Source organism: Synoicihabitans lomoniglobus (assembly GCF_029023725.1).
Taxonomy (GTDB): Bacteria; Verrucomicrobiota; Verrucomicrobiia; order Opitutales; family Opitutaceae; genus Actomonas; species Actomonas lomonigloba.
In genome coordinates, this window is the sequence record NZ_CP119075.1 from 742,178 (window position 1) to 763,105 (window position 20,928).

The window sequence follows — 20,928 nt, forward strand, 5'->3', positions numbered from 1 at the left end:
CCCATGCGGCTTCGATCAAGCCGAGCACCCCGGTGGATATCCCGCCGCAAGACACGGAATTCACCAAGATCGGCTTGAACGACGCGTTGGCGTATTCCGTGGCCGAAAAGGGTTACGATTCGCCGACCCCGATTCAGGCGCAGTCGATTCCGTTGATTCTGGCGGGGCGTGATGTGATTGGCTCGGCCCAGACGGGCACGGGTAAGACGGCTGCGTTTGCGTTGCCGATTCTGCAAAAACTCGGTTCGCATGGAAAGATGCGCTGCCTCGTGCTCGAACCGACGCGCGAACTCGCGTTGCAGGTGGAAGAGGCTTTCCAAGAATATTCGAAGTTCACCGACCTCACGACGACCATCGTTTACGGTGGAGTGGGCTACGGTAAGCAGCGCGATGATTTGCGCCGCGGGGTTGATATTTGCGCGGCGACCCCGGGTCGGCTGCTGGACCTCTTGGAGGATGGTTCCACCCATCTGAATGATGTGGAGATTCTCGTGCTCGATGAAGTCGATCGCATGCTCGACATGGGCTTCCTGCCCGACGTGCGTCGGATCGTGCAAAAATGTGCATCCAATCGGCAGACCTTGTTTTTCACCGCGACCCTGCCGCCGGAAATTGCGTCGCTCGCGGATTGGGCGTTGAAGGATCCCGTGCAGGTCAAGATCGGCATCCAGCGCAAGCCGGCTGAAACCGTTTCCCACGCCTTTTATCCCGTGGTGGCTTCCCAGAAATTCGACCTGCTGATCGAGCTGCTGCGCCGCACGGACTTTAAGAGTGTGATTATATTCACGCGGACCCGGATGGGGGCCGATCGCATTGCGCGGAAGCTCAAATCCGAGAACCACACCGTCGGTGTGATGCACTCTGATCGCAGTCAGCGCGAGCGGGTGGAGGCTCTGCAAGGGTTCAAATCCGGCAAGTTCGAAGTGCTCGTCGCCACCGATATCGCGGCACGCGGTCTCGATATCGCGGGCGTGTCCCATGTCATCAACTACGACGTGCCGGAGAACGCCGAGGACTACGTCCACCGGATCGGTCGGACCGGTCGGGCACAGTCGACCGGCGATGCCTTCACGCTCGTGACCGAGGATGATGTGCGTAACGCTCGTTCGATCGAACGCTTCATCGGCGCGGAAGTGGAGCGGAAGCAGATCGACGATTTCGACTACATCTACTCCGCATTGTTCGATGCCAAGGTGTTGGCGGATGCGGCTCCGGTGAAGCCCAAGTCGCGGTTGATGCGCGGCATGCGCCGCTGAGGAGGCGAGCTATTCTCCCGGCATTCGTCCGTTACGTTTGCGTGCTGAAACCGCGCTGGTGGCGATTGCCGTTGCCAGGTGGGTGACGGCAGCGTGAGGTCCGCCGTTCCTATGCAAATTGAATTTCCCGACCGTGCGTTTGGCGGTTATATTTTCGACCTTGATGGCACTTTGATTCACTCCATGCCGGTGCACTACCGGGCGTGGGACCAAGCCATGCGGGAAGCCGGCATCGGCGGGACGCTGGATGAGGATCTGTTTTATTCGTTGGGCGGCGTGCCGACGGTGTTGGTCGCTGAACGCATGGCGGCGCACTATGGGATCACCGTGGATGCGGTGGCGATCGAGCACCGCAAGGAGGCGCTGTATTTGGAAATCCTGCACGAAGTCGAGTTGATCGAACCGGTGGTGGCGTTTGCGCGGGAGATGGCGAAGACCCATCCGGTCGCGATTGCCACGGGCGGTTTGCCGATGATCGCGTTGCCTGCGCTCGATGCGGCTGGATTGCGGGACTTGTTTCGCATTGTGGTCACACCGGATGATGTGGCCCCAGGGCGCGGTAAGCCGGAGCCCGATATGTTTCTGGAAGCCGCTCGTCGGATGGGCGTCGCGCCGGAAAATTGTCTGGTGTTCGAGGATGCCGATCCGGGGATTGCGGCGGCGCAGGCGGCGGGAATGGCCGTGGTGCGGGTGCCGAGCCGAACCTGATCTGCGGTGCCGGTTTAATTCGACGCAGGGAAGCGTCGCAGGTGAATCTCGGAGCCGACATGCAGGTTGGCGGTCTCGGCGGCATTGCCCCAATTGCGGGACAACCACGTGAAGCCGTCGGCGTTGGGAAAAACAACCCATTCGCCGCGCTCGACGCTGTCGAAATCGCGACCATGGCGAACGCGGAAGGTTTGGTCGCCGACGATGAGTTCGGCCCAGAGGCCCTCGGTCCAGCCGATCGCAGCCATATCCGCCGGTTGGAGGTTGAGGAAAACGTTACCATAGATGGCGGACACCTCGGTCACCTTCGCGGTCAGGCCGCGTGCATCGGCATCGATCGCGACTTGAGACAATCCCGGATTCGGGCGCTGGGTTGCGTCGAAGAATTTGTCCAGAACGGGGTGGGGAAGCCCCGGGCGACCGCGGTCGAGCCAAGAGTTCATGGCGCGAATGGCGAAGAGACGTTCGGCTTGGTTGACATTCACGTGGCCGTCGCGATCGATGCGAAACAGGACGGGCGAAACGAGATGCACGCCCTCGCGGGCTGACGTCTCATTCAGATAATTGCGTGGGCCATCGAATTCACTGCGGTTGGCGACAAAAAGAAGCGGGAGTTGGGGCGCGAGGTTAAGCCCGTGAGCGTCGCCGTGTTCGCGCAGTTCCAAGGCAGCTCCAATCGCGATCAGACCGTCGTAGTCGTCGCCGCCACGCTCGGCGAGGTGCGTGGCGATGGTTCCGCCCATGGAGTCTCCCATTAAGATAACCCGATTGGTGGGGCCGTAAGTGGCGTTGATGTGCGCGAGCAGTTGGTCGAGGTCGGTGATCGCGTCGGCGACGATGATACCGTTGCGGCGGTAGCTGGTCTTGGCGACCATCCACCCTTCATCAATCAGGGTTTGGTAGGCCGATTGGTGGGGAAATAGATCGGCGACCAACGGCGCGGATTCGGGCCGATAGCCGTGCGCGATGAGCACAAGCTGCTGGTTCCAAGGTCGATGGGAGGGAGTCGCGATGGTGTAGTGAGCACCATCGATGGTGCCGGTGGTGAGGTCGGCTTCTGCGCGCGAGGGCAGGTAGGCGATCAGGGTTCCGGCGAAGCATGAGAGGAGCAGGCGGGCGCGGCGCATGAGGGAACTGGTTATTTCGCTTTTGCGGCGATGTCGATTCGTGTTGGTTGGCGACGTGAAGCTTACCGATCTCGTAAATCCCAGTGTGTTGACTCAACCCGTCTATGAGCCGGGACGCCCGATTGAAGATGTGGCGCGAGAGCTCGGACTGGATCCGGCCGGGATCATTAAGTTGGCGTCGAACGAGAATCCGTTGGGCACATCGCCGCGGGCGCTGGCCGCGATGCAGCGGGCCTTGGGTCAATCCAACATGTATCCGGATGGTGGATGTATCGCCTTGCGGGAACGGTTGGCGCAGCGCCATAAGGTGGAGGCAGGCCAGATCGTGGTGGGCAACGGATCCAATGAGCTTATCGAACTCCTGGGCCATGTCTTTCTCCGGCCGGGCGATGAGGTGGTGATGGGAACCCCGGCGTTCATCGTCTACAAACTGGTGACCTTGCTGTTCGGCGCGACGCCGGTGGAGGTGCCGCTGACGAATCACGTGCATGACCTCGCGGCGATGTCGGCGGCGATCACGGAGCGCACGAAGTTGGTGTTTTTGCCGTGTCCGAACAATCCCACGGGGACGAACAACGATGGCGCTGAAGTCAAAGCGTGGGTGGCTACCATGCCGCCTCATGTGGTGGTGGTCGTGGACGAAGCTTATGCGGAATACTTGGAGGAATCTCCGGATTGGACCGGTGAGTGGTCGGCTGGTCGCAAGCTTGTGATCCTGCGGACGTTTTCAAAAATCTTCGGCATGGCGGCCCAACGCGTGGGTTACGCCTGTGCCGGGACCGAATTAGCGGGGCTGCTGCAACGTGTCCGGCAACCCTTCAATGTGAATGCGATCGGTCAGGCGGGAGCATTGGCGGCGGTCGATGATGAAGATTGGGTCACCGCGTGTCAGCGCGCCAATCGAGCCGGATTCCGGCAGGTGGAGGACGGACTGAAGCGACTCGGCGTTGTTTATGTGCCGAGTGTGGGGAATTTTTTGTTGGCGAACGTGAGAGACGGCCGGGCGGTTTTTGACCGGATGCAGCGGGCAGGCGTCGTGGTGCGGCCGGTCGGTGTTTACGGTTTACCGGAGTGGGTGAGAATCACAATCGGAACGGCTGAGCAGAATGATCGGATGTTGGCGGCGTTGGAGGCCAGTTTGGCGACGTAGCAACCGGTCAAAGACGACCGGTTTCAGCGCTGATCGGTCGCACGCCCAGGGAGAGGATTACCGGTAAGCACCAAGGAAATGTCGTCGAGCAACGCGTTGCGTGAAGGGAGGTAGATAAATTGGTCGCGCCCCAGACGTTGGTAGGCGGAGCTCAAAAGCTTGAGCGACGGCCGCCGCATTTCGAGCAGGCGGCGTAGGTTTGAGGGAAGGTTCGGGGATTGGGTCGCTTCCAATTCGAATTCGATGAGTCGGGCCAAAGCGGGTTGATTGAGCCGGTCCGTGCGCACGGCGTGTTCCAGCACGCGTCGGGCATCGGCCACGGCTCCCACGTCGATCAATCGATTGGCGACCGCGACCAGGTTCTCCGCTCGCACCGATGGCAGGTTCAGGAAGCTGTCGAGATAGAGCGAAGACGATTCGCGGTCTCCGAGGGCAAAAAATGCGATGGCTTGGAGGCCATTGAATATCGGGGCCATGCTTTTTTCCCAGTCCGGGTGCTGTTCGAGAAGCTCCCGGGCGAGGGCGATGGAGCGGTCGTGATTGCCCGCGACGGTGTGGGCTTCCACCAGCATCAATGCGGGGCCCTGGGAGGGCAGGGCGCTTGCGATGCATTGATCGTAGACCTTTTCGGCGATTTTGGGCCGTCCGGCATTGGCGGCGAAATCTCCCAGCATGAGAAGTGCGTTGGCGTCGTCATGGAAATCGGAGAGTAGGCTGAGGGCTTCTTCCGAGACGGCCTGATCGTCATCCATGCGATCGTAGGCGTAGAGCAGGTCGATACGTGGCTGCGGCTGTTCCGGAAAGCTGATTCGACGCAACAAACTGGCATGGCGTGCTTGGTCGGCCTGATCGGTCTCAAGCAACCATTTTATATGAGTGCGATAGATGTTGGCATTTTGCGGATTCTCTCGTGCGAGCTGAGCAATCAGAGCCACCGCCAAGTCCTGAAAACCGCGATCCCATTCAATTTTAGCACTCAGAAAACGGCCTTCCGTCGATAATTGCAGGCCGTTTGCCCGAATGGTATCCTCGGCTTGATCGAAATGGCCTCGATAAAAATAGGCCGTCGCCAAAACGGTGCCCAAGTAAGTGCTGATACGAGGGTCGGAAGCCGGAGAATCGGAGAGGAGGTGGTTGACCAAATCGACGACGCGCTGGTCCTCTTGACGGAGAAACAGGAATGAAAAGGTCTGGTTAAGATACTCGAGGTCGGCTGAGTGGTATTTGAGTCCGTCCACGAGGGTGTTGCGCGCCAATTCGGGTCGATCGGCGGCCTGAAACATGTGAACGAGTAAATTCCTCCCTCCCATATTGCGGGGGGCGCGACTCACGCCCGCGCGAATTTGATGGAATGCTCGGGGAAAGTTGCCGTCTTCCAGGGACTTATGCGCCTGTTCAATGTAGGAATTTCCGCGCGCCTCTCGGTAATCGCTCCAACGAGGAGGGTAAAGACGGTCCCACAGTGAGATCCCATCGAGCTTCAAACGATACCTGTCGTTGAGGTAGAGTGATACCCCCGCTCCGAGGTAGGCGGATATACTGAGCACAAATACCCACGCTAAACATTGTTTGGCGAAGAATTTTATCCTCCAACCGGAGGAGGAGCGAAACGCGTAAAAAGGTAGAAGCCGTTGGTATCCAACGAGAACCTTCTTGGTTGTCCCGGTTTCCGGTTGTTTGGCATCCGCGTTAACGCTTGGCATTAGTGGCATGAAACGTGCAGTAAAAATGCATGCTGGAGATTCCGGATGCGGTCGAGCGCCTTTTGATTCACAAGTATTTTGCAATTACGGCTTGAAAGTTGACGTCAGACATTTTTCTAATCTCTCCCGACTTACCTACTGCCAGTTAATTTTTTCATCCTCAGCTCTAAACCCGACGATACGAAGAATTTGCTTCCCTGATTAAGAACTTTCCTTTGATCTCCGGGACTCCAATTAACCACGACCTATGAATAAGATTAAACTCATCACCGCAGCCTTTGGCGCGATCATCGCCGGATCTTCCGTGCATGCAGCACCGTTCATGGCGGTTGGGAGCAGCGCGGAATTGTTTGTTACCGCAAAAGCGACCTTGGAATTTAATGACAATTTGACGTTGGGCAGCGATTACGTCGCCCCGGGGGCTACCCAACCCGCCAATCCGGTTCGTGATGACACCGTCGTGCGTTTCGCTCCGGGTCTTTCGTTTGAGTTTGGTAAGAATGCTCTCGTCAGCGGTAAGTTTGCCTACGTCGAGACCATTACTCGCCATTCTGACAATGATGATTTGGATTCTGAGCTGTCTGATGTGTCGTTCAACATCCAGCACAAGGATGAAAAGTCGACCACAAGCGCGAAAGCATCCTATCGCCAGATGAACCAAAACACGGTAGATTTGCGGTCGCCGACGCTCTCTGGTCGCGAAGTTTTTAACGCTGGTGTCAACCATGAGATGGAAGTGACCGCTAAAACCTCCCTTGGATTTGGTTTCAATCACACCAACACTTCTTACAAGAAAGCTACGTTTATCGACCAGTTGTCGACGTCGATCCCAGTCAGTGCGTTCTACGAGCTTACTCCCAAGGTGGACCTGAGCTTCAACGCTCAATATCGTGAGGTCGACACTGATCGCGCCGCATCGAATTCGGATGACTGGACTTACACGGTTGGCGCGCGCGGAGATTTCACCCCAAAACTCAGTGGTTCGTTCAAAGTGGGTGTGGTGGATCGTAGCATTCAAGCCGGTGGTGGGCGCACCTCGTTGGCTCTCTCCTCAAACTTCTCTTACGCCTATTCGCCCAAGACCAGTTTCACATTCTCGGCTGGCAACGACTTCAACACGACCGGAACGGGTAACGCTCAAGAAAATTTGGACTTCGCTGTTGGCGTGAGCTCCAAAGTCTCACCTGATTTGACCATCTCATCCCGTGTCTCTGTTCGTGAACTAGATAACTTCACGAAACCTTCCGATACGTTCTACGCCGGATCTCTGAGTGCCGAATACGTTGTGAACGCCTACTGGCAGCTGCGTGGTGCCTTCAACTACCAGGAGAATCAAGGAGGCACGGCGGGCAGCGATTTTGACAATAAGGTCTTCAGTTTCTCGGCTCTGCTGCGTTACTGATTTGCGGAATCTAGAAATCTCCAATTGAAAATCGGGAAGAAGACCGTGACGGTCTTCTTCCTTTTTTTTATGCGCGCCTTTCGATTCCTTCTCTTTGTTCTGTTGTGCGGAACGAATTTTCTGTCGGCCCAAGATGGAAATTCGACGCCGATGGACTCATCCTCCATTTCACGCTCCGATGACTACGTGTTGCAGCCATTGGATTTGCTCGAGCTGAAGGTCTTTCAAGAACCGACGATGGACCGTCAGGTGCGAATGTCGCGCGAGTCGGTTGTATCCCTACCCTTAATCGGGCGAGTCGTTTTGGACGGCCTGACGATCCGGGCGGCCGAAGGATTGATTCGAGACCTCTACGATCGGGACTATCTGGTTAATCCCCAGATCAATCTCGTGGTCATCGAGTATGCGCGCCGCACGGTAAATGTGCTCGGGTCTGTAGCCAGTCCTGGGGAAATAGAATTCCCCCGGGAAGAAGGCCTGAACTTGATGGATGCCATCTCGCGAGCGGGAGGTTTTACCCGTTTGGCTGATCGCCGAAAAATCAAGCTCACGCGAAAGCTGAAGTCCGGTAAGATCGAAAATCACATTATTAACGGTGATGATCTCATCGCGGGCGACAGCGCTAATCAATGGCGTTTGGAAACGGACGACTTGATCTACGTCCCGGAGCGTTTGCTCTGATTGATTCTGTAACTACGCTGATGAATCCTGCTGAAAAAGAATCCGGCCCATCATCGGGCTCACAATCGGAATACGGCTATGGCGGCTATGGCGGCTATGGCGACTCTGAAGGCGCGGCGCATCGGAGCTTCAATGACTACCTGCTCATTCTGCGGGAAAGAATTTGGTATATCATTGTCGTTTTCCTTGTCGTGTTTTCGTCGGCGTTGGTCTATACGACCAATGCGACTCGCATCTACCAATCCACGGCGACGGTGCAGTTGCTGCGGGATGACCCAACGGTTTTGCAAACACAGGCCGTGGTCGATAATCAGATTCGAGGTGCCGAAGACTTGAACACTCAAGTTAAGCTGCTGGAAAGTGCGAATCTGATCAACACGGTGGCAGAGCGTTTGACCGGCGATGACCTCCGCCAGTTTTTGGCTCCTTATCAGAATGGAGGTGAAAATGACCCCGTTTCACCACATGGCATTTTAGCGGGGAATAGGTCGATTGTTCCTCAGCGACTCAGCCTAGTTATAGCAATCCAGTATCGCCATCCAGATCGATTTATCGCCGCGAAAGTCGCGAATTATTTTGTGGATGAATTTATCAACTACAACAACCGCCAACGTCGCGATGAGTCGTTTAAAGCGGTCGACGATCTTAAGGTGCGCGCCGAATCACAGCGTCAGAAGGTAGACGAACTAGCACGTGAACTACAGGACTACCGAGAGAAGAATAACATGGTTTCCTTGGATCAGCGACGAGACATCGTGACCGACCGACTGAAAGCGCTGGGAATGAACCTTACTCAAGTTTCGACGGCGTTGAAGGAAATTGAAGTTCGATGGAATCAGCTCAAGCAACGGAATGGCGATTTGGTTGCGATTTCGGACCTTCCTTTCGTCGCAGCTGATCCCCACATTGGCTCACTGAAACAGCAAATTTCTGCGGAGAAAATTGCGATTGCCGAGTTACAGGAGCGCTACCGCGAAAAACATCCGCGCATGGTTGAGGCACGGCGCAAGCTTGAACAGACCGAACGCGAACTGTCGGGCGCCATTAGGGGAGTGATGAATCAGATTTCCGCACAATACGAAGCCGCCCGTGAGAGCCTGACAGAGGCGAGGAATGCACTGAGCACCCAGGAGAGTGAATCGTTGGCCTTGAGCCGTGCAGCCGTTGCGTATGATGCAAAAGAGCGAGAATACATCATTAACAAGGAACTCCACGATCATATCGTGTCCCGTATGCGGGAAACATCTTTGGGGACGTCCATGGACAACCAAAATGCGCGAAAGATTGATTTAGCGCAGCCTTCAGGCGAGGGCGGGTATATTTCACCGAACGTCATGATGAACTTGGGGTTGGGTTTAGTCGGCGGCGTGGGTCTTGGTTTGGCCTTCGCCTTCTTTGTCGCGTTCATCGATGATCGGGTTAAAAGCTCGTTCGATATCGAATCCGTTATTGGTCTGCCACTGATCGGAATTATTCCGCAGATCAAAAAGATGGATCCGGTCGAGAAGGCCCAAGTAGTCGCGAACAACACGGACCGTCAGGTGGCTGAAGCATTTTTGACGCTGCACTCGGCTCTTCGCCTGAAGGAAGAGTCCAAAAATGCGAAATGTATTCTGACTACCAGCACGATTCCGGGTGAAGGAAAATCCTTCACGACGACCAACTTGGCGCTCACTTTTGCGGCGCACGGTGAAAAGGTGGTCGTGGTGGACTGCGATCTGCGTAAACCGAACATTCACAAAACCCTGCAGCTAGAGAACGTGAAAGGCGTGATCGACGTCATTGGCGGGACCTCCTCGTTAGACGAAGTTGTGATCAAGGACGTATTTCCGAATATGGACGTGATTACGACCGGCGGTCGGGCAAAAAATCCCACGCATGTGCTAAATAGCCGCAGTTTCGAGCAATTGATAGCCGATCTGCGCAAGCGCTACGATCGCGTGTTCATCGACACGCCTCCTTTGGCCGCAGTGAGTGATGCGATGATCATTCTGCCGCTAGTGGATGGCTCGCTATTCACGATTTTCTTCAACAAAGTGCGTCGCAAAGCCGCGCAATTCGCCGCGAAGAAGCTCCTTGAAAGCAATGTTCCTGTGTTGGGTTCTGTGCTAAACGGCTTGAATTTGGCCGTGTCCGGTTACTACTACGCCCAGTATTACGATAAGTCCTACAAGGACTACTACGTCGTAGTGTCGAAAAACGAAGAGGGAGAAGAGCGTTAATTTTTGCCGGGCCGACGGCGGTCCGACCCCGGGGACGGGGAGCGGCTAGCTCGCTTCCGTTGACCCTGCCGGAGTCTGCCCAGCTCTTAGTTTACGAGACACGAAAAAGCCGGAACCGTTTAGGGTTCCGGCTTCGAAATTTTAGCGGGAATCTCGCTTATTGCGCGAAGAGCAAGTTGCGCGCACGCTTGACCGTCTTGGTGATACGACGCTGCTCTTTAGCGGAGAGGTGCGTGTATTTACGCGGCAAAATTTTACCGGTGTCGGTCGTGTATTGCTTCAGCTCCTGCGGTGTGGTGAACGGAATCTCCGCCGGCGTGATGCTTTGTTGGGTTTCTTCGGAAGTGCTCATAACGGAAAAAGAGGCGGACTAAAGCTGTTTTCACCTCGCGCTGTCAATCGGCTTTTTGGAGCCGAGTCTGGGGAGGTGTCGCTTAAGGCCCCGTCAGTGAGAATGAGAATTACCCGGACCAGTCGGCACCGAGCGGTGCCTTCGGTTCCCGGTGCTTAAATGCGCTGGTTCGTTGTCACAGGGAATAGATGCGGTAACCTGCGCGTCATATCTGCCATGAAACGACTGATTGCTGTTTTCCTGTGCGCCGCCGGAATTTCTGTTTCGCAAGGGGCCGAGCCACAAAAGGCCACACTGGGCGCGGGGTGTTTCTGGTGCGTGGAAGCGATTTATGAGCAACTCCCGGGGGTTTTGAACGTGGTTTCCGGCTATGCCGGCGGTCCGGAGGTAAATCCCACCTACAAACAAGTCAGTTACGGGCAAACCGGACACGCTGAGGTGGTGCAGATCACGTTCGACCCCGACCAAACGAGCTATCGTGACTTGATCGATTACTTTTGGAAAACTCATGACGTCACCGATCCTCGTGGTGTTTGGCCCGACTTTGGCCCTCAATACCGCAGCATCATTCTCGCCCACAACGACGAACAGCTTGAGATTGCCAAGGCCTCGCGTGGCGCCGCACGGGCCCGGTTCGATAAACGAATCGTGACCGAGATCGTGATGCTCGACACGTTTTACCCCGCCGAGGACTACCATCAGGATTTTGTGAGACTGAATCCGAACCATTCCTACGTCCGAAGTATCGCTTATAAAAAGCTCGATAAACTGGGACTTAAATACCCGTGAATCGAATCCGTATCTGCATCGGACTCGGGTTGCTGTTGGCGAGTGGCTTCGTTGTTCGTTCAGAACCGGTTCCGGAGCCAAGCGTTTTCCATCTCGGAGAAGGGCAGTCCAGTCCATCCGCGACCGTCGAGGATGTGGCGTGGCTCGAAGGGCGTCGGGTCGGCGCGGGATTTGGTGGAGAAATTGAGGAGATGTGGAGCTCCCCGTCGGGCGGCGGTATGGCTGGACTCGTGCGTCTCGAGCACAACGGGGTGGTCACGCTGTATGAGACCTGCGTGATTTTGGAAGTCGAGGGCACGCTGGAGTTGCGGCTCAAGCACCTCGGTCCGGATCTTGGGATCTGGGACGACGGCAACGATTCCCTCACGTTTCGGTTGGTCAAAGTGGAACCCAACGCGGTCCACTTCGAAGGGTTGTCCTACGTGCGGTCAGCCGATGGCAGTGTGGCCACTCACCTGCAGGTCAAGCGCCGCGATAGTTCGCACCGGATCGATGTCATGGTGCTCAAGCCGGTTCCGCTGGTTGAAGGCGGGAGTCGTTGATCGGGCGATTAACGATCTCGATCGGGCGAAACGGACTGACTTCGGAGTGTTCAACGATTGCCGAGACCCACGACGCAAAAGATCGCGCTGAAGCACGAGGCTGAGCTCAATGAGCGCATGTCATCGCCCCTGGATTTATCTGCCGTCTCACGCCGCGCCTTTCTTCGCACCGCTTCCTTTACGGCGGCCGCACTCAGTCTCCCTCGCGGACTCCTGGCAGTCACAGGCTCCGACCGCAAACTCGGGGTCGTGCTGGTGGGGCTGGGCAACTACGCAACTCACCAGCTCGGACCGGCGCTCCGCGAAACGCAGCATTGTCGACTTGTAGGCGTGGTCACCGGCGATGCCGCCAAAGGGGCTCAGTGGGCGCGAGACTATGGTTTCCCCGCATCGTCGATCTACGATTACGACACGATGGATCGCATGGCCGATAATCCGGACATAGATATCGTTTACGCGGTCACGCCCAACGCCCTGCATGCGGAACACTGCATCAAAGCCGCGCAGGCGGGAAAACACGTGGTGAGCGAGAAACCGTTCACCGTCTCCGTCGCCGAAGCGGACCAAGTGATCGCAGCGTGTCAAAAACAGGACGTGAAACTGTCTTTGGGGTATCGGCTCCACTTCGATCCGTATCACGCGGAGCTGCGGCGCTTGGCGGCATCGGAGGAGTTTGGCCCCTTTGCCCGGATGGATGGCAACTTCAGCTTTGTGATGCGTAATCCGCAGTGGCGGGCCGAACACGGGCTGGCCGGGGGCGGTCCGCTCATGGACCTGGGCGTTTACATCATCCAAGCCGCTCTCATGGCCGCAGGTGAGCAACCGCCGGTGGCCGTTACCGCGAAATCGCTCCATAAGTCGCGGCCGGAGTTTTTCAAGGACGTCGAGGAAACGCTCGAATGGACTATGGAGTTTCCACGCGGCGAACGGTGCCGCGGCTACACGAGTTACAATGACAACGGCAACCAGTTCCGCGCCGAAGCCGCGAAGGGATGGTATCAAGTCGGCCCCGCGTTTGGTTACCGCGGTTTGAAAGCGTCGACGAGTGCGCGTGGCGAGCTGAGCTTTCCCCCGTTCAATCAGCAGGCCGCGCAGATGGATGACTTCGCGCTATGCGTGAAAGAAAATCGCGAATCGAAAGTGAACGGTGAGATGGGGCGCCGTGACATGTGCATCATTGAGGCAATTTATCGAGCGATGGCCAGCGGTCGCCGTGAGCTGGTGCGTTATGCCTGATGAAGATGTGTGATTAGTGGACTTCGCTCAGGGTGTAGCCTTTGGCCTTCAGCCCGGCGATGAGACCGTCAGCCCCTCCCAGATGCAGCGCGCCCACCAGCAGTAGTTCAACTTCGGGGCTTTTGATCATTTCGTCGATTCGGGGCAGCCACGCCGCATTGCGATTGGCGAGCATCATGGCGTAGGTGTCCGGGAACTCCGTCTTCATCGGTCCGATGAGCTCCCGATTCATTAATGCCAGATCTCCCTCGCGCCACGCTTTGATCAAAACGCGCGTGGTTTTGCGCAGTTCATCCATATCGTCGAGGGTGTAGAGCAGCAGCTCATCCTCCTGCCCTTTGCCGAGCTCCAGAAGGAACCGGAGTTGTTCTTCAGGCGTTTCCAAGAAGCCCAGTTTTTTCCCGTCAGCTATCGCCCGGTCGTGGTAACGTTGGTCGACCCCGGGTTCATTCACCCCGATGCGACCGTATTCGAGCATGGCCAAGGTGATGTTGAGCAGACCGACCTTGAACGTTTTGAAACTCTCGTAAGGCAGTCCCCGAAATTCCAAATACTTCTTCAGGGCGTTGATGGTGTCGGGTTGCAGCACGTCATCCAACGTCTTCCCGTCGTGGTAGGTCAGGTAGTGCAGCATGGCCCGTTGGAATTTTTCCGATTCGAGGACTGCCAGGTCGGTTTCGAAGTAAACCGCATCGGCTGCGGCGTAGGCCTGATCGTAGACATCGGGCAACGGGAGATCACGTTTGCGCAGCAAGTGCATCGTGCCGCCGAGATAAACGGTATGGGGTCCCTGCGTGGCTTTCCAAACTGGAGAGTCAGCGACAAGCGTCGTGACTAGGGTGCAGCACAAGACGGAAAGTATAATGGATTTCATCGGCTGACGATCGCGGAAGCGATCAAGCGATACCCCAACGGGGCGGAGTGGAGAGTGCACGCCAAACCGGTGGGGACTTTGGTCTGCTCAACAGTCACGCTCACCGTCCGCCGCGCGCTGCAGCGTTCTCCTTGATCGAAGACGGGGCGGCGAACACCGTCACCGGTATGGGAAAAGTCCTCGTCCTTTATTTTACCGCCAGCGGTAACACCGCCAAAATGGCCACGGAAGTTGCCGCCGGTGCGGCGCGCATTCCGCAAACCGAGGTGCGCACGGTCAATGTCGCCGATGCCACGTTGGAGGATGTAAAATGGTGTGATGGCATCGCGTTGGGGGCGCCGACCAACATGGGCACGGTGCCGTGGGAGATGAAAAAATTCTGGGACGTGACGGTGCAGCCCGCGTGGGCGGAGATTGACGGCAAACTGGGCTGCGCCTTCGCGACGCAGGGCGGTTGGAGTGGGGGTGCCGAGCTGACCTGCCAGACGCTCAACACCATACTCATGAACTACGGGTTCCTGGTGTTTGGCGTGACCGACTACGTGGCGCAGGGCTTCACCCTCCATTACGGTGCCACCGTGGCGGGCGAACCGCGTTCGGAGTCCGAAATCGAAGCCTGTCGCCGCCTCGGGCAACGGTTGGCCGAGTGGGTCGCCGTATTCATCGACGGTCGCCCGGAAGAGCACCCGCTCAAATCGAGTCGCCCGCGCTTTCCCTGGCCGCGGTGAACGGCGTGCTTATCGTGGACCGCATATCCGGCAGTTAAACGCTTGTTCGATGGGAGCGGGTTCGTAGTTTCGCGCCATGCCCCAAACCCCTGAAGCCCCATCCAAGGATGGGCGTCTGTCATTTTCGGAGAACGTTGGCTTCGGCCTTGGCGACATGGCGTCGAACTTCTTTTTCCAGACGTTCGGAATCTTTCTCCTCTACTATTACACGGATGTGTTCGGCATCGCCCCGGCGGCGGCCTCGACCATGTTCTTTGTCACGCGCTTGGTCGATGCGTTCACCGACCCGGCCATGGGGGCCATCGCCGACCGCACCAACACGCGTTGGGGAAAATACCGTCCCTACCTGTTGTGGATGGCATTGCCGTATGGTATCTGCGGATACCTTATTTTCGCCAACCCGGATTTCGATGATGCGGGCAAGCTCGTCTACGCCTACATCACGTATTCGCTGATGATGTTGGCCTATACGGCGATCAATGTGCCGTATTGTTCGCTCATGGGCGTGCTCAGCCCGTCATCCAACGCCCGGCGGGTCGCATCAAATTTTCGGTTTGTCGGTGCGTTCGGCGGGGGATTTTTGATATCCCTCTTTGTGCGGCCGTTGGTGGAAAAACTGGGAGCCGGTAACGAAATTCAAGGGTTCCAATACACCATGGCTCTGTTTGCGGTGCTTTCGGTGGCGCTGTTCCTGGTCACCTTCGCCACCACGCGGGAGCGCGTGCAGCCGCCGCCGGGGCAAAAACACAACTTGGGTGAGGAGTTGAGTGAGCTCATTCAAAACAAGCCCTGGGTCATCCTGTTTTACGGGGCGGTGTGTTCGACAACGTTTTACGTTATGCGCGATTCCGTGACCTTCCACTACTTTAAATATGTCGTGGGGATATCCGACGAGAAGGTCTTCTGGGTATTTGACCAAGCCTCCCTGTTTCTGGCTTCGGGCAAGCTCTGCAACGTGGCCGGAATTTTGTGCGTCGGATTCTTCCTCCGCAATTTCGATAAAAAACCCCTGGCGGTGATGATGTGCGTGGGCACGGCGCTGAGTATTTTTTCCTTCTACTTCATACCGGCGGACAGTTTTGCACTGATGGTCGTCGTGAACGCGGCGGGCACGTTCATGTTTGGCCCCACGGCCGCCATAATCTGGTCCATGTATGGGGATGTTGCAGCCTACGGTGAATACAAGTTCGGCCGTCGTTCAACGGGACTCATTCACTCGGCCTCGCTCTTTTCCCTCAAGACGGGCAGCATGATCGCCGGTTCTCTGGCGGGCGGGTTGATGGCATACTTCGGCTTCGTCGCCAATGAGACCCAGACCGAGCGATCCATCTTCGGAATCACGCTGATGTTCTCCGTCATCCCGGCGATTTTTGCTCTGGGCAAAGCGTTGGCCATCTGGGTCTACCCGCTCGACGCCAAAAAGATGGCGGAAATCGAAACCGCCCTCGCCGAGCGCCGCACTGCGACCGAATGATCGATGGTCATCCCGTCGCCTGATCGGTCGTCGCTGCCGATTCTGCAATCATCGTTTCAGTGCGACGCTGCCCCCCAGCGATCGCACCATGCGTTGATGCATGCGGCGACGATGATGACCTGTAACCCCAGCAACGGGCCCTGGTGGCGCGCGCTGTGATTGATCAATACGTAGGGTAGCAACAATCCGACGATTCCCAGAGTCGCCCATCCGGCAATTGGTGGGAGCTTCCCGCGGCCGGCAAGCAACAGGCCGAACCAGGCCAAGGTGGGCAGTCCGGCGAATGCAAAGCCCAACGCGAGGGCGAGCGCACTGTAGTGGGCTTCCATGTGCTTGAGATGACGTGCCGACCAGTCGCTCCAAACGCCTTCGAAATCGTCAAGGTGCAGCGCATTCAAGGTCGCCCACGCCTCGGTGGGGGGCAGGTCGATCCTGTGCCAATAGGAAAACCGCGAACCGTCGACCGGTTGCAACATACCCGTGGCGGCGATGCGACGCTGGTCCATGGCGGTGAAAGTCAATGCCGTGATTTCACTGCCACTGCTGGAATCCAGATAAACGAACGCGTTCATCGCCCGACGCATCACCTTCCGTCGAAAAGCGCCGGGATCGGCCTCCAACGCCGCTATGGTCGGCTCGCGGAAGCTATCCACGTAGGCGACTTCGCCGAGGGTGGCGTAGCGGTTGAATTGCGCGGTGTTGAAGAAGGGCATCTCTCGCAGCACTTCTTCCGTTCGGGGGAGCCCATTGGCCGAAGCGACGTTGGCCAGGTGCATCTCAAACCAGAAGTTCGACTTCAACGGGATGACGCGGTCCAAGGCCATGGTATTGCGCACCGTCCATGCCCCGATTGTCAGCACGGTGAGCAGGGCTGCCATGACCGGGCGCAGCGCGATCGCCCAAGACCGTCGCTCCCGCAGATCGAAGAAAAACATGCCCAGTAAGGTTAGCGCCAATGCCACGGCGAATCCGGCATGGGCCAGCGGTCCGACGATTGCGAGGGCCGCAAGCGTTAGGCCCGCTTTGCGATCGGGGTTCCTGCGGTGGGCCAAAGCCGCCCAAACCAAAGTTACGGGCAGCAGCACTTGCAGCCAATTTTCGCTCGCAAGTTGAAAGGGACCATTGGGCATCAGGACGACGGCGCTCAGATACAAACAACTCACCAAACGACGCATACGCCGAGCCGCGGGATCAATGCACGCGACCAACACGGCGTGCACCGCAGCGTGGCCGATGACGGTTAGTCCCAGCAGCACCGCCGCGGCGAGTGGTGTCTTGATCCCGGCCACCGCGAAGATGGCGGCTGCGATCCAGACAAACACCGGTGGCACCCAGGCTGTCGGGCCGGTCTGTCCATTGAACGGATCACTGAATCCCCGACCTTCCAGCAGCGCGGCCGCGATATGGTGGGACTCGATCCAGTTGAACTGCCCTCCGGTCAGCCGGGGAAAGTTGAATCCCATGGCGGCGACTGCACACACGACGAGACCGAGCAGCGGATAGTTTTGGAGCAAACGGGAGACGAGGAGAGGCAATCGCATCGTTGCGCAGAGATCGTGGGCACTTCGGCGGCGGTGGCGAGATTTGGTAAACGAATCAGTCGTAAGATATTGGGCATTGCACGATTCGTTCGCATTGGTGTGCTTCCGGACGATGACGGGCCCGAAACAAACCTTAGTCGTGGTCGGAGCCGGCCCGGCGGGACTCACCACGGCCTGTGCAGCGCAGGAAAGTGGGGCGTGGACAGTGACGGTGTTGGAGAAGGATCCGGTCTACGTGGGAGGCATTTCCCGCACTGTCCGCTATCAGGGATGGCGTTTCGATATCGGGGGACACCGTTTTTTCAGCAAAAGCGAAGAGATCAATCGCTGGTGGAAAAAGCGACTGCCTGGCGAGTTCATTCAAGTGCGCCGTTTGTCGCGGATTCTGTATCGCCGGAAATTCTACGATTACCCGCTGCGGCCCATGAATGCGTTGGGCAATCTGGGCGTGTGGACCAGCGGTCTGTGCGGATTGAGTTATGCTTGGGCTCGCCTGCGTCCCGTGCGGTCGGAGGTTTCGTTCGAAGACTGGGTGGTCAATCGCTTCGGCCGACGCTTGTTTGAGATCTTTTTTCGCACCTATACCGAGAAAGTTTGGGGCATTCCCACCCATCAGATCAGTGCGGATTGGGCGGCGCAGCGAATCAAGGGACTGTCGCTCTCCCGCGCGCTCATCGATGCCTTTCGGCCGCGGGGTAAAAACCGTGGGGAAGTGGTCAAAACGTTGATCGACACGTTCGCTTATCCACGGTTCGGCCCCGGGCAGATGTGGGAAAAAGCGGCCGACGACGTGCGGGCGGCGCAAGGACGCGTGCTGCTCGATCGCGGGGTGACCCGCATCGACCATCGCAACGGTCGTGTTATCGCGGTCGAGTGCACTGCCCCAGCCGGGGCGGTGGAGCGCTATGAGGGCGACGCGTTTGTCCTCTCCATGCCGTTGCGTGAATCAGTCATGGCGCTTGATCCTCCCGCCCCGGCCGCAATTCGCGAAGCCGCCCGACAGTTGTCATATCGGGATTTTCTCACGGTTGCTCTCATCGTGGACGGGGAAAATCCGTTCCCGGACAACTGGATTTACATTCATGATCCCGACGTGCTCCTGGGGCGGATCCAAAACTATCGCAACTGGAGCGAGGCCATGGTGGCCGAAGACAATGCCACGTGCCTGGGGCTCGAATATTTCTGTTTCGAAGGGGATGGGCTGTGGACGATGTCCGATGCCGAACTCGTTGAATTGGGAAAAGCAGAGCTCGCGCAACTCAACCTCATCGAGCCGGGTCGGGTGCGCGAAGGTGTGGTCGTGCGCATGGAGAAGGCGTATCCGGTCTATGACGCCGAGTATCGCTCACGGGTGGATACGATCCGCGAGTTCCTCGGCACTTTAACCAATCTGCAGGTGGTCGGGCGCAACGGCATGCACCGTTACAACAACCAGGACCACTCCATGATGACCGGTCTGCTGGCGGCCAAAAATTTGACCGCCCGCGACTTCGACCTGTGGCGCGTCAACACCGATGCGGAATACCATGAGGAAGTTCGCCGCGGGCAAGAGGCCACCGACCCCGAGTCCGGCGGGCGGATGGTTCCCCGCACGATCGACCGCTCGGTTGATCGGGATCGTTGAGCGGTCGGCTTCAAGCGCCGCAGCACTTCTTGTATTTCTTGCCGGAGCCGCAGGGGCAGGGATCGTTGCGGCCGACTTTGGGGGCCGCCACCACCGGGGCGGGGCCTTCGCGGAGTGGGCGAATGAACAGCCACTGCCCGTCGACTTGTTTGAACTCGGATTTTTCGTGCATCACGCCGGCTTGGCCGCGCTCCTCATAGTGAGCGGAAAAATCGACCAAGGACACGCCGGGGCGAACGTTGGGCGTGTGGCTGTGAACCTCGAGTTTGGTCCAGGTGATGTCGTTGCCATACTCCTCCTCGACGAGTGGGGTGCCCGCCGTTTCGGCGTAGGTGTCGTGCAAATACTGGTAGGCGTGGACGACGTGCCCGGTGTAGCGCGACCGCATGAGTTGCTCGGCGGTTTCGGCGGTTTTGACGCCTTTGATGATCGGGTCGCAGCAATCGCCATAGGGCGCGCCGCTGCCGCAAGGGCAGGGATCGGAAGAGGTGAGGGGAGTGGGTTCGGACACGGTGCTAGGTTCTTAGAATGGTGAGTGATGCCAGGATCGCATGCCGGAGACGTTTGTCGTTCCCGCACGCCAGGGAGAGGTTATAGATGCGGTCATGCTGATCAGCACCGCCGAACTCAATGACCTTTTACAGCAACCCGACGTGGTCATCTTCGACTGTCGGCACGATTTGACCGATCCGGAGAGTGGATTGAAACGGTTCACCGAGAGTCATATCGCGGGGGCGCAGTTCGCTGGCGTGGATACGGATCTCTCGGGGGCCAAGAATGGCACCAACGGCCGTCATCCGTTGCCGCCGCCGTCGGCGTTCGCCGCGTTTCTCGAACGCGGTGGTGTGTCCGCCTCCACGCGAGTCTTCGCCTATGACGATGTCGGGGGCCAATACGCGGCTCGCCTTTGGTGGATGGCGCGTTGGATTGGCTTTGACGGCGTGAGGGTGCTGGATGGCGGTTGGCCGAAATGGCTCGCGGAGCATCGGCCCGTCACGGCTGAGACAACTACGCCGGTGGCTGGTCAACTTTCGATCAACGTGGATGAATCGATGGTGCTAACGACGGACGACGTGGTGGCTAATTTGGCCGAAGGCGCACAACTCGTGATCGATGCCCGTGCCCCCGCCCGCTACCGGGGAGAGGTGGAGCCGCTGGATCCGGTGGCAGGGCACATCCCTGGCGCGGCCAATCGTTTTTTCCAAGACAACCTCCAAACTGATACGTCGTTTCGTCCCGCGTCGGAGCTGGCCGAGGCCTTCAGCCGAATCCTGGGCGACCGCAAACCGGCGACGGTGATCCATCAATGCGGCTCGGGGATCACCGCGTGTGCCAACTTACTTGCGATGGAGCACGCTGGCCTTACGGGCTCCAAGCTCTATGCCGGATCTTGGAGCGAATGGGTGGCCGATCCGAGTCGTCCAGTGGCGACGGGATCAAGGTAGGGCGGTTCTGCGGCGCAACCGCCGCGTCTCTTGAGACGGTCACGGGATTCCGCGCCGCCGTGACCGGCGAGCCC

General features: G+C 57.8%; 19 protein-coding genes. 13 read left to right on the plus strand and 6 right to left on the minus strand.

What is annotated here, in order from left to right; translation table 11 throughout:
- The first annotated feature begins 32 nt into the window (after positions 1 to 32).
- Together PXH66_RS02740 and PXH66_RS02745 are read left to right on the plus strand one after the other, a co-directional pair.
- Positions 33 to 1,256, plus strand: coding sequence for a DEAD/DEAH box helicase (locus tag PXH66_RS02740; protein WP_330930294.1), 1,224 nt, complete (start codon positions 33 to 35; stop codon positions 1,254 to 1,256).
- 111 nt (positions 1,257 to 1,367) lie between these two features.
- A complete protein-coding gene (locus PXH66_RS02745; protein ID WP_330930295.1) occupies positions 1,368 to 1,964 on the plus strand; it encodes an HAD family hydrolase in 597 nt (198 codons plus the stop codon).
- A gap of 14 nt (positions 1,965 to 1,978) precedes the next feature.
- On the opposite strand, the gene PXH66_RS02750 is transcribed toward PXH66_RS02745, so the two are convergent.
- Positions 1,979 to 3,091: an alpha/beta hydrolase gene (locus PXH66_RS02750; protein ID WP_330930296.1), complete on the minus strand. Its 1,113-nt coding sequence runs from the start codon at positions 3,089 to 3,091 to the stop codon at positions 1,979 to 1,981.
- Between the two features lie 55 nt (positions 3,092 to 3,146).
- Here PXH66_RS02750 and hisC point away from each other — a divergent pair, with 55 nt between their 5' ends.
- Positions 3,147 to 4,241 carry a histidinol-phosphate transaminase gene (hisC, locus tag PXH66_RS02755; protein WP_330930297.1) on the plus strand — a complete coding sequence of 365 codons (1,095 nt, stop codon included), beginning with the start codon at positions 3,147 to 3,149 and terminating at the stop codon, positions 4,239 to 4,241.
- Positions 4,242 to 4,264: 23 nt separating this feature from the next.
- On the opposite strand, the gene PXH66_RS02760 is transcribed toward hisC, so the two are convergent.
- Positions 4,265 to 5,524: a tetratricopeptide repeat protein gene (locus tag PXH66_RS02760; RefSeq protein WP_330930298.1), complete on the minus strand. Its 1,260-nt coding sequence runs from the start codon at positions 5,522 to 5,524 to the stop codon at positions 4,265 to 4,267.
- Positions 5,525 to 6,191: 667 nt separating this feature from the next.
- On the opposite strand from PXH66_RS02760, the gene PXH66_RS02765 reads away from it, so the two are divergent.
- The 3 genes from PXH66_RS02765 to PXH66_RS02775 are packed head-to-tail and all read left to right on the plus strand — an operon-like array spanning position 6,192 to position 10,249.
- On the plus strand, positions 6,192 to 7,346 hold the full coding sequence (locus PXH66_RS02765; protein WP_330930299.1) for an outer membrane beta-barrel protein: 1,155 nt from the start codon (positions 6,192 to 6,194) through the stop codon (positions 7,344 to 7,346).
- Between the two features lie 24 nt (positions 7,347 to 7,370).
- Positions 7,371 to 8,027 carry a polysaccharide biosynthesis/export family protein gene (locus tag PXH66_RS02770; protein ID WP_330930300.1) on the plus strand — a complete coding sequence of 219 codons (657 nt, stop codon included), beginning with the start codon at positions 7,371 to 7,373 and terminating at the stop codon, positions 8,025 to 8,027.
- 20 nt (positions 8,028 to 8,047) lie between these two features.
- Positions 8,048 to 10,249: a GumC family protein gene (locus PXH66_RS02775; protein ID WP_330930301.1), complete on the plus strand. Its 2,202-nt coding sequence runs from the start codon at positions 8,048 to 8,050 to the stop codon at positions 10,247 to 10,249.
- A gap of 157 nt (positions 10,250 to 10,406) precedes the next feature.
- On the opposite strand, the gene rpsR is transcribed toward PXH66_RS02775, so the two are convergent.
- On the minus strand, positions 10,407 to 10,601 hold the full coding sequence (gene rpsR, locus PXH66_RS02780; protein ID WP_330930302.1) for a 30S ribosomal protein S18: 195 nt from the start codon (positions 10,599 to 10,601) through the stop codon (positions 10,407 to 10,409).
- Between the two features lie 216 nt (positions 10,602 to 10,817).
- Between rpsR and msrA the strand changes: the two genes are divergently transcribed.
- The 3 genes from msrA (at position 10,818) to PXH66_RS02795 (ending at position 13,168) form a co-directional block, all read left to right on the plus strand.
- Positions 10,818 to 11,390, plus strand: coding sequence for a peptide-methionine (S)-S-oxide reductase MsrA (gene msrA, locus PXH66_RS02785; RefSeq protein ID WP_330930303.1), 573 nt, complete (start codon positions 10,818 to 10,820; stop codon positions 11,388 to 11,390).
- The gene (locus tag PXH66_RS02790; protein WP_330930304.1) at positions 11,387 to 11,932 is read left to right on the plus strand and encodes a DUF6265 family protein; all 546 of its coding nucleotides are present in this window, start codon (positions 11,387 to 11,389) and stop codon (positions 11,930 to 11,932) included. The genes msrA and PXH66_RS02790 overlap by 4 nt, the downstream gene beginning before the upstream one ends.
- A 117-nt stretch (positions 11,933 to 12,049) precedes the next feature.
- Entirely contained in the window at positions 12,050 to 13,168 is a 1,119-nt protein-coding gene (locus tag PXH66_RS02795) for a Gfo/Idh/MocA family protein (protein WP_330930305.1), read from the plus strand.
- Between the two features lie 13 nt (positions 13,169 to 13,181).
- Here PXH66_RS02795 and PXH66_RS02800 read toward each other — a convergent pair whose 3' ends face one another.
- Positions 13,182 to 14,042, minus strand: a complete 861-nt coding sequence (locus PXH66_RS02800) for a TraB/GumN family protein (RefSeq protein ID WP_330930306.1) — start codon at positions 14,040 to 14,042, stop codon at positions 13,182 to 13,184.
- A gap of 167 nt (positions 14,043 to 14,209) precedes the next feature.
- Here PXH66_RS02800 and PXH66_RS02805 point away from each other — a divergent pair, with 167 nt between their 5' ends.
- Both PXH66_RS02805 and PXH66_RS02810 read left to right on the plus strand, forming a co-directional pair.
- Entirely contained in the window at positions 14,210 to 14,770 is a 561-nt protein-coding gene (locus PXH66_RS02805) for a flavodoxin family protein (RefSeq protein ID WP_345781738.1), read from the plus strand.
- Positions 14,771 to 14,846: 76 nt separating this feature from the next.
- Positions 14,847 to 16,244 (plus strand): MFS transporter, encoded by a 1,398-nt coding sequence (locus PXH66_RS02810; RefSeq protein WP_330930308.1) that lies wholly within the window; start codon positions 14,847 to 14,849, stop codon positions 16,242 to 16,244.
- A gap of 56 nt (positions 16,245 to 16,300) precedes the next feature.
- Here the strand turns inward: PXH66_RS02810 and PXH66_RS02815 are convergent, their stop codons facing one another.
- Positions 16,301 to 17,785: a hypothetical protein gene (locus PXH66_RS02815; RefSeq protein ID WP_330930309.1), complete on the minus strand. Its 1,485-nt coding sequence runs from the start codon at positions 17,783 to 17,785 to the stop codon at positions 16,301 to 16,303.
- Between the two features lie 139 nt (positions 17,786 to 17,924).
- Here PXH66_RS02815 and PXH66_RS02820 point away from each other — a divergent pair, with 139 nt between their 5' ends.
- On the plus strand, positions 17,925 to 19,409 hold the full coding sequence (locus PXH66_RS02820; RefSeq protein ID WP_345784018.1) for an NAD(P)/FAD-dependent oxidoreductase: 1,485 nt from the start codon (positions 17,925 to 17,927) through the stop codon (positions 19,407 to 19,409).
- 10 nt (positions 19,410 to 19,419) lie between these two features.
- Here the strand turns inward: PXH66_RS02820 and PXH66_RS02825 are convergent, their stop codons facing one another.
- Complete coding sequence (locus tag PXH66_RS02825) at positions 19,420 to 19,920, minus strand: YchJ family protein (RefSeq protein WP_330930311.1); 501 nt, start codon at positions 19,918 to 19,920, stop codon at positions 19,420 to 19,422.
- Between the two features lie 40 nt (positions 19,921 to 19,960).
- Between PXH66_RS02825 and PXH66_RS02830 the strand changes: the two genes are divergently transcribed.
- Positions 19,961 to 20,854: a sulfurtransferase gene (locus PXH66_RS02830; protein WP_330932213.1), complete on the plus strand. Its 894-nt coding sequence runs from the start codon at positions 19,961 to 19,963 to the stop codon at positions 20,852 to 20,854.
- Positions 20,855 to 20,928 lie beyond the last annotated feature (74 nt).

Excerpts from the sequence above, each read along its gene's own strand:
- PXH66_RS02765 (WP_330930299.1), top strand. The coding sequence starts at position 6,192 with ATGAATAAGATTAAACTCATCACCGCAGCCTTTGGCGCGATCATCGCC.
- PXH66_RS02750 (WP_330930296.1), bottom strand. The coding sequence starts at position 3,091 with ATGCGCCGCGCCCGCCTGCTCCTCTCATGCTTCGCCGGAACCCTGATC.
- PXH66_RS02800 (WP_330930306.1), bottom strand. The coding sequence starts at position 14,042 with ATGAAATCCATTATACTTTCCGTCTTGTGCTGCACCCTAGTCACGACG.
- PXH66_RS02815 (WP_330930309.1), bottom strand. The coding sequence starts at position 17,785 with ATGCGATTGCCTCTCCTCGTCTCCCGTTTGCTCCAAAACTATCCGCTG.
- PXH66_RS02775 (WP_330930301.1), top strand. The coding sequence starts at position 8,048 with ATGAATCCTGCTGAAAAAGAATCCGGCCCATCATCGGGCTCACAATCG.
- PXH66_RS02810 (WP_330930308.1), top strand. The coding sequence starts at position 14,847 with ATGCCCCAAACCCCTGAAGCCCCATCCAAGGATGGGCGTCTGTCATTT.
- PXH66_RS02830 (WP_330932213.1), top strand. The coding sequence starts at position 19,961 with ATGCCGGAGACGTTTGTCGTTCCCGCACGCCAGGGAGAGGTTATAGAT.
- PXH66_RS02745 (WP_330930295.1), top strand. The coding sequence starts at position 1,368 with ATGCAAATTGAATTTCCCGACCGTGCGTTTGGCGGTTATATTTTCGAC.
- rpsR (WP_330930302.1), bottom strand. The coding sequence starts at position 10,601 with ATGAGCACTTCCGAAGAAACCCAACAAAGCATCACGCCGGCGGAGATT.
- PXH66_RS02805 (WP_345781738.1), top strand. The coding sequence starts at position 14,210 with ATGGGAAAAGTCCTCGTCCTTTATTTTACCGCCAGCGGTAACACCGCC.
- PXH66_RS02795 (WP_330930305.1), top strand. The coding sequence starts at position 12,050 with ATGTCATCGCCCCTGGATTTATCTGCCGTCTCACGCCGCGCCTTTCTT.
- msrA (WP_330930303.1), top strand. The coding sequence starts at position 10,818 with ATGAAACGACTGATTGCTGTTTTCCTGTGCGCCGCCGGAATTTCTGTT.
- PXH66_RS02760 (WP_330930298.1), bottom strand. The coding sequence starts at position 5,524 with ATGTTTCAGGCCGCCGATCGACCCGAATTGGCGCGCAACACCCTCGTG.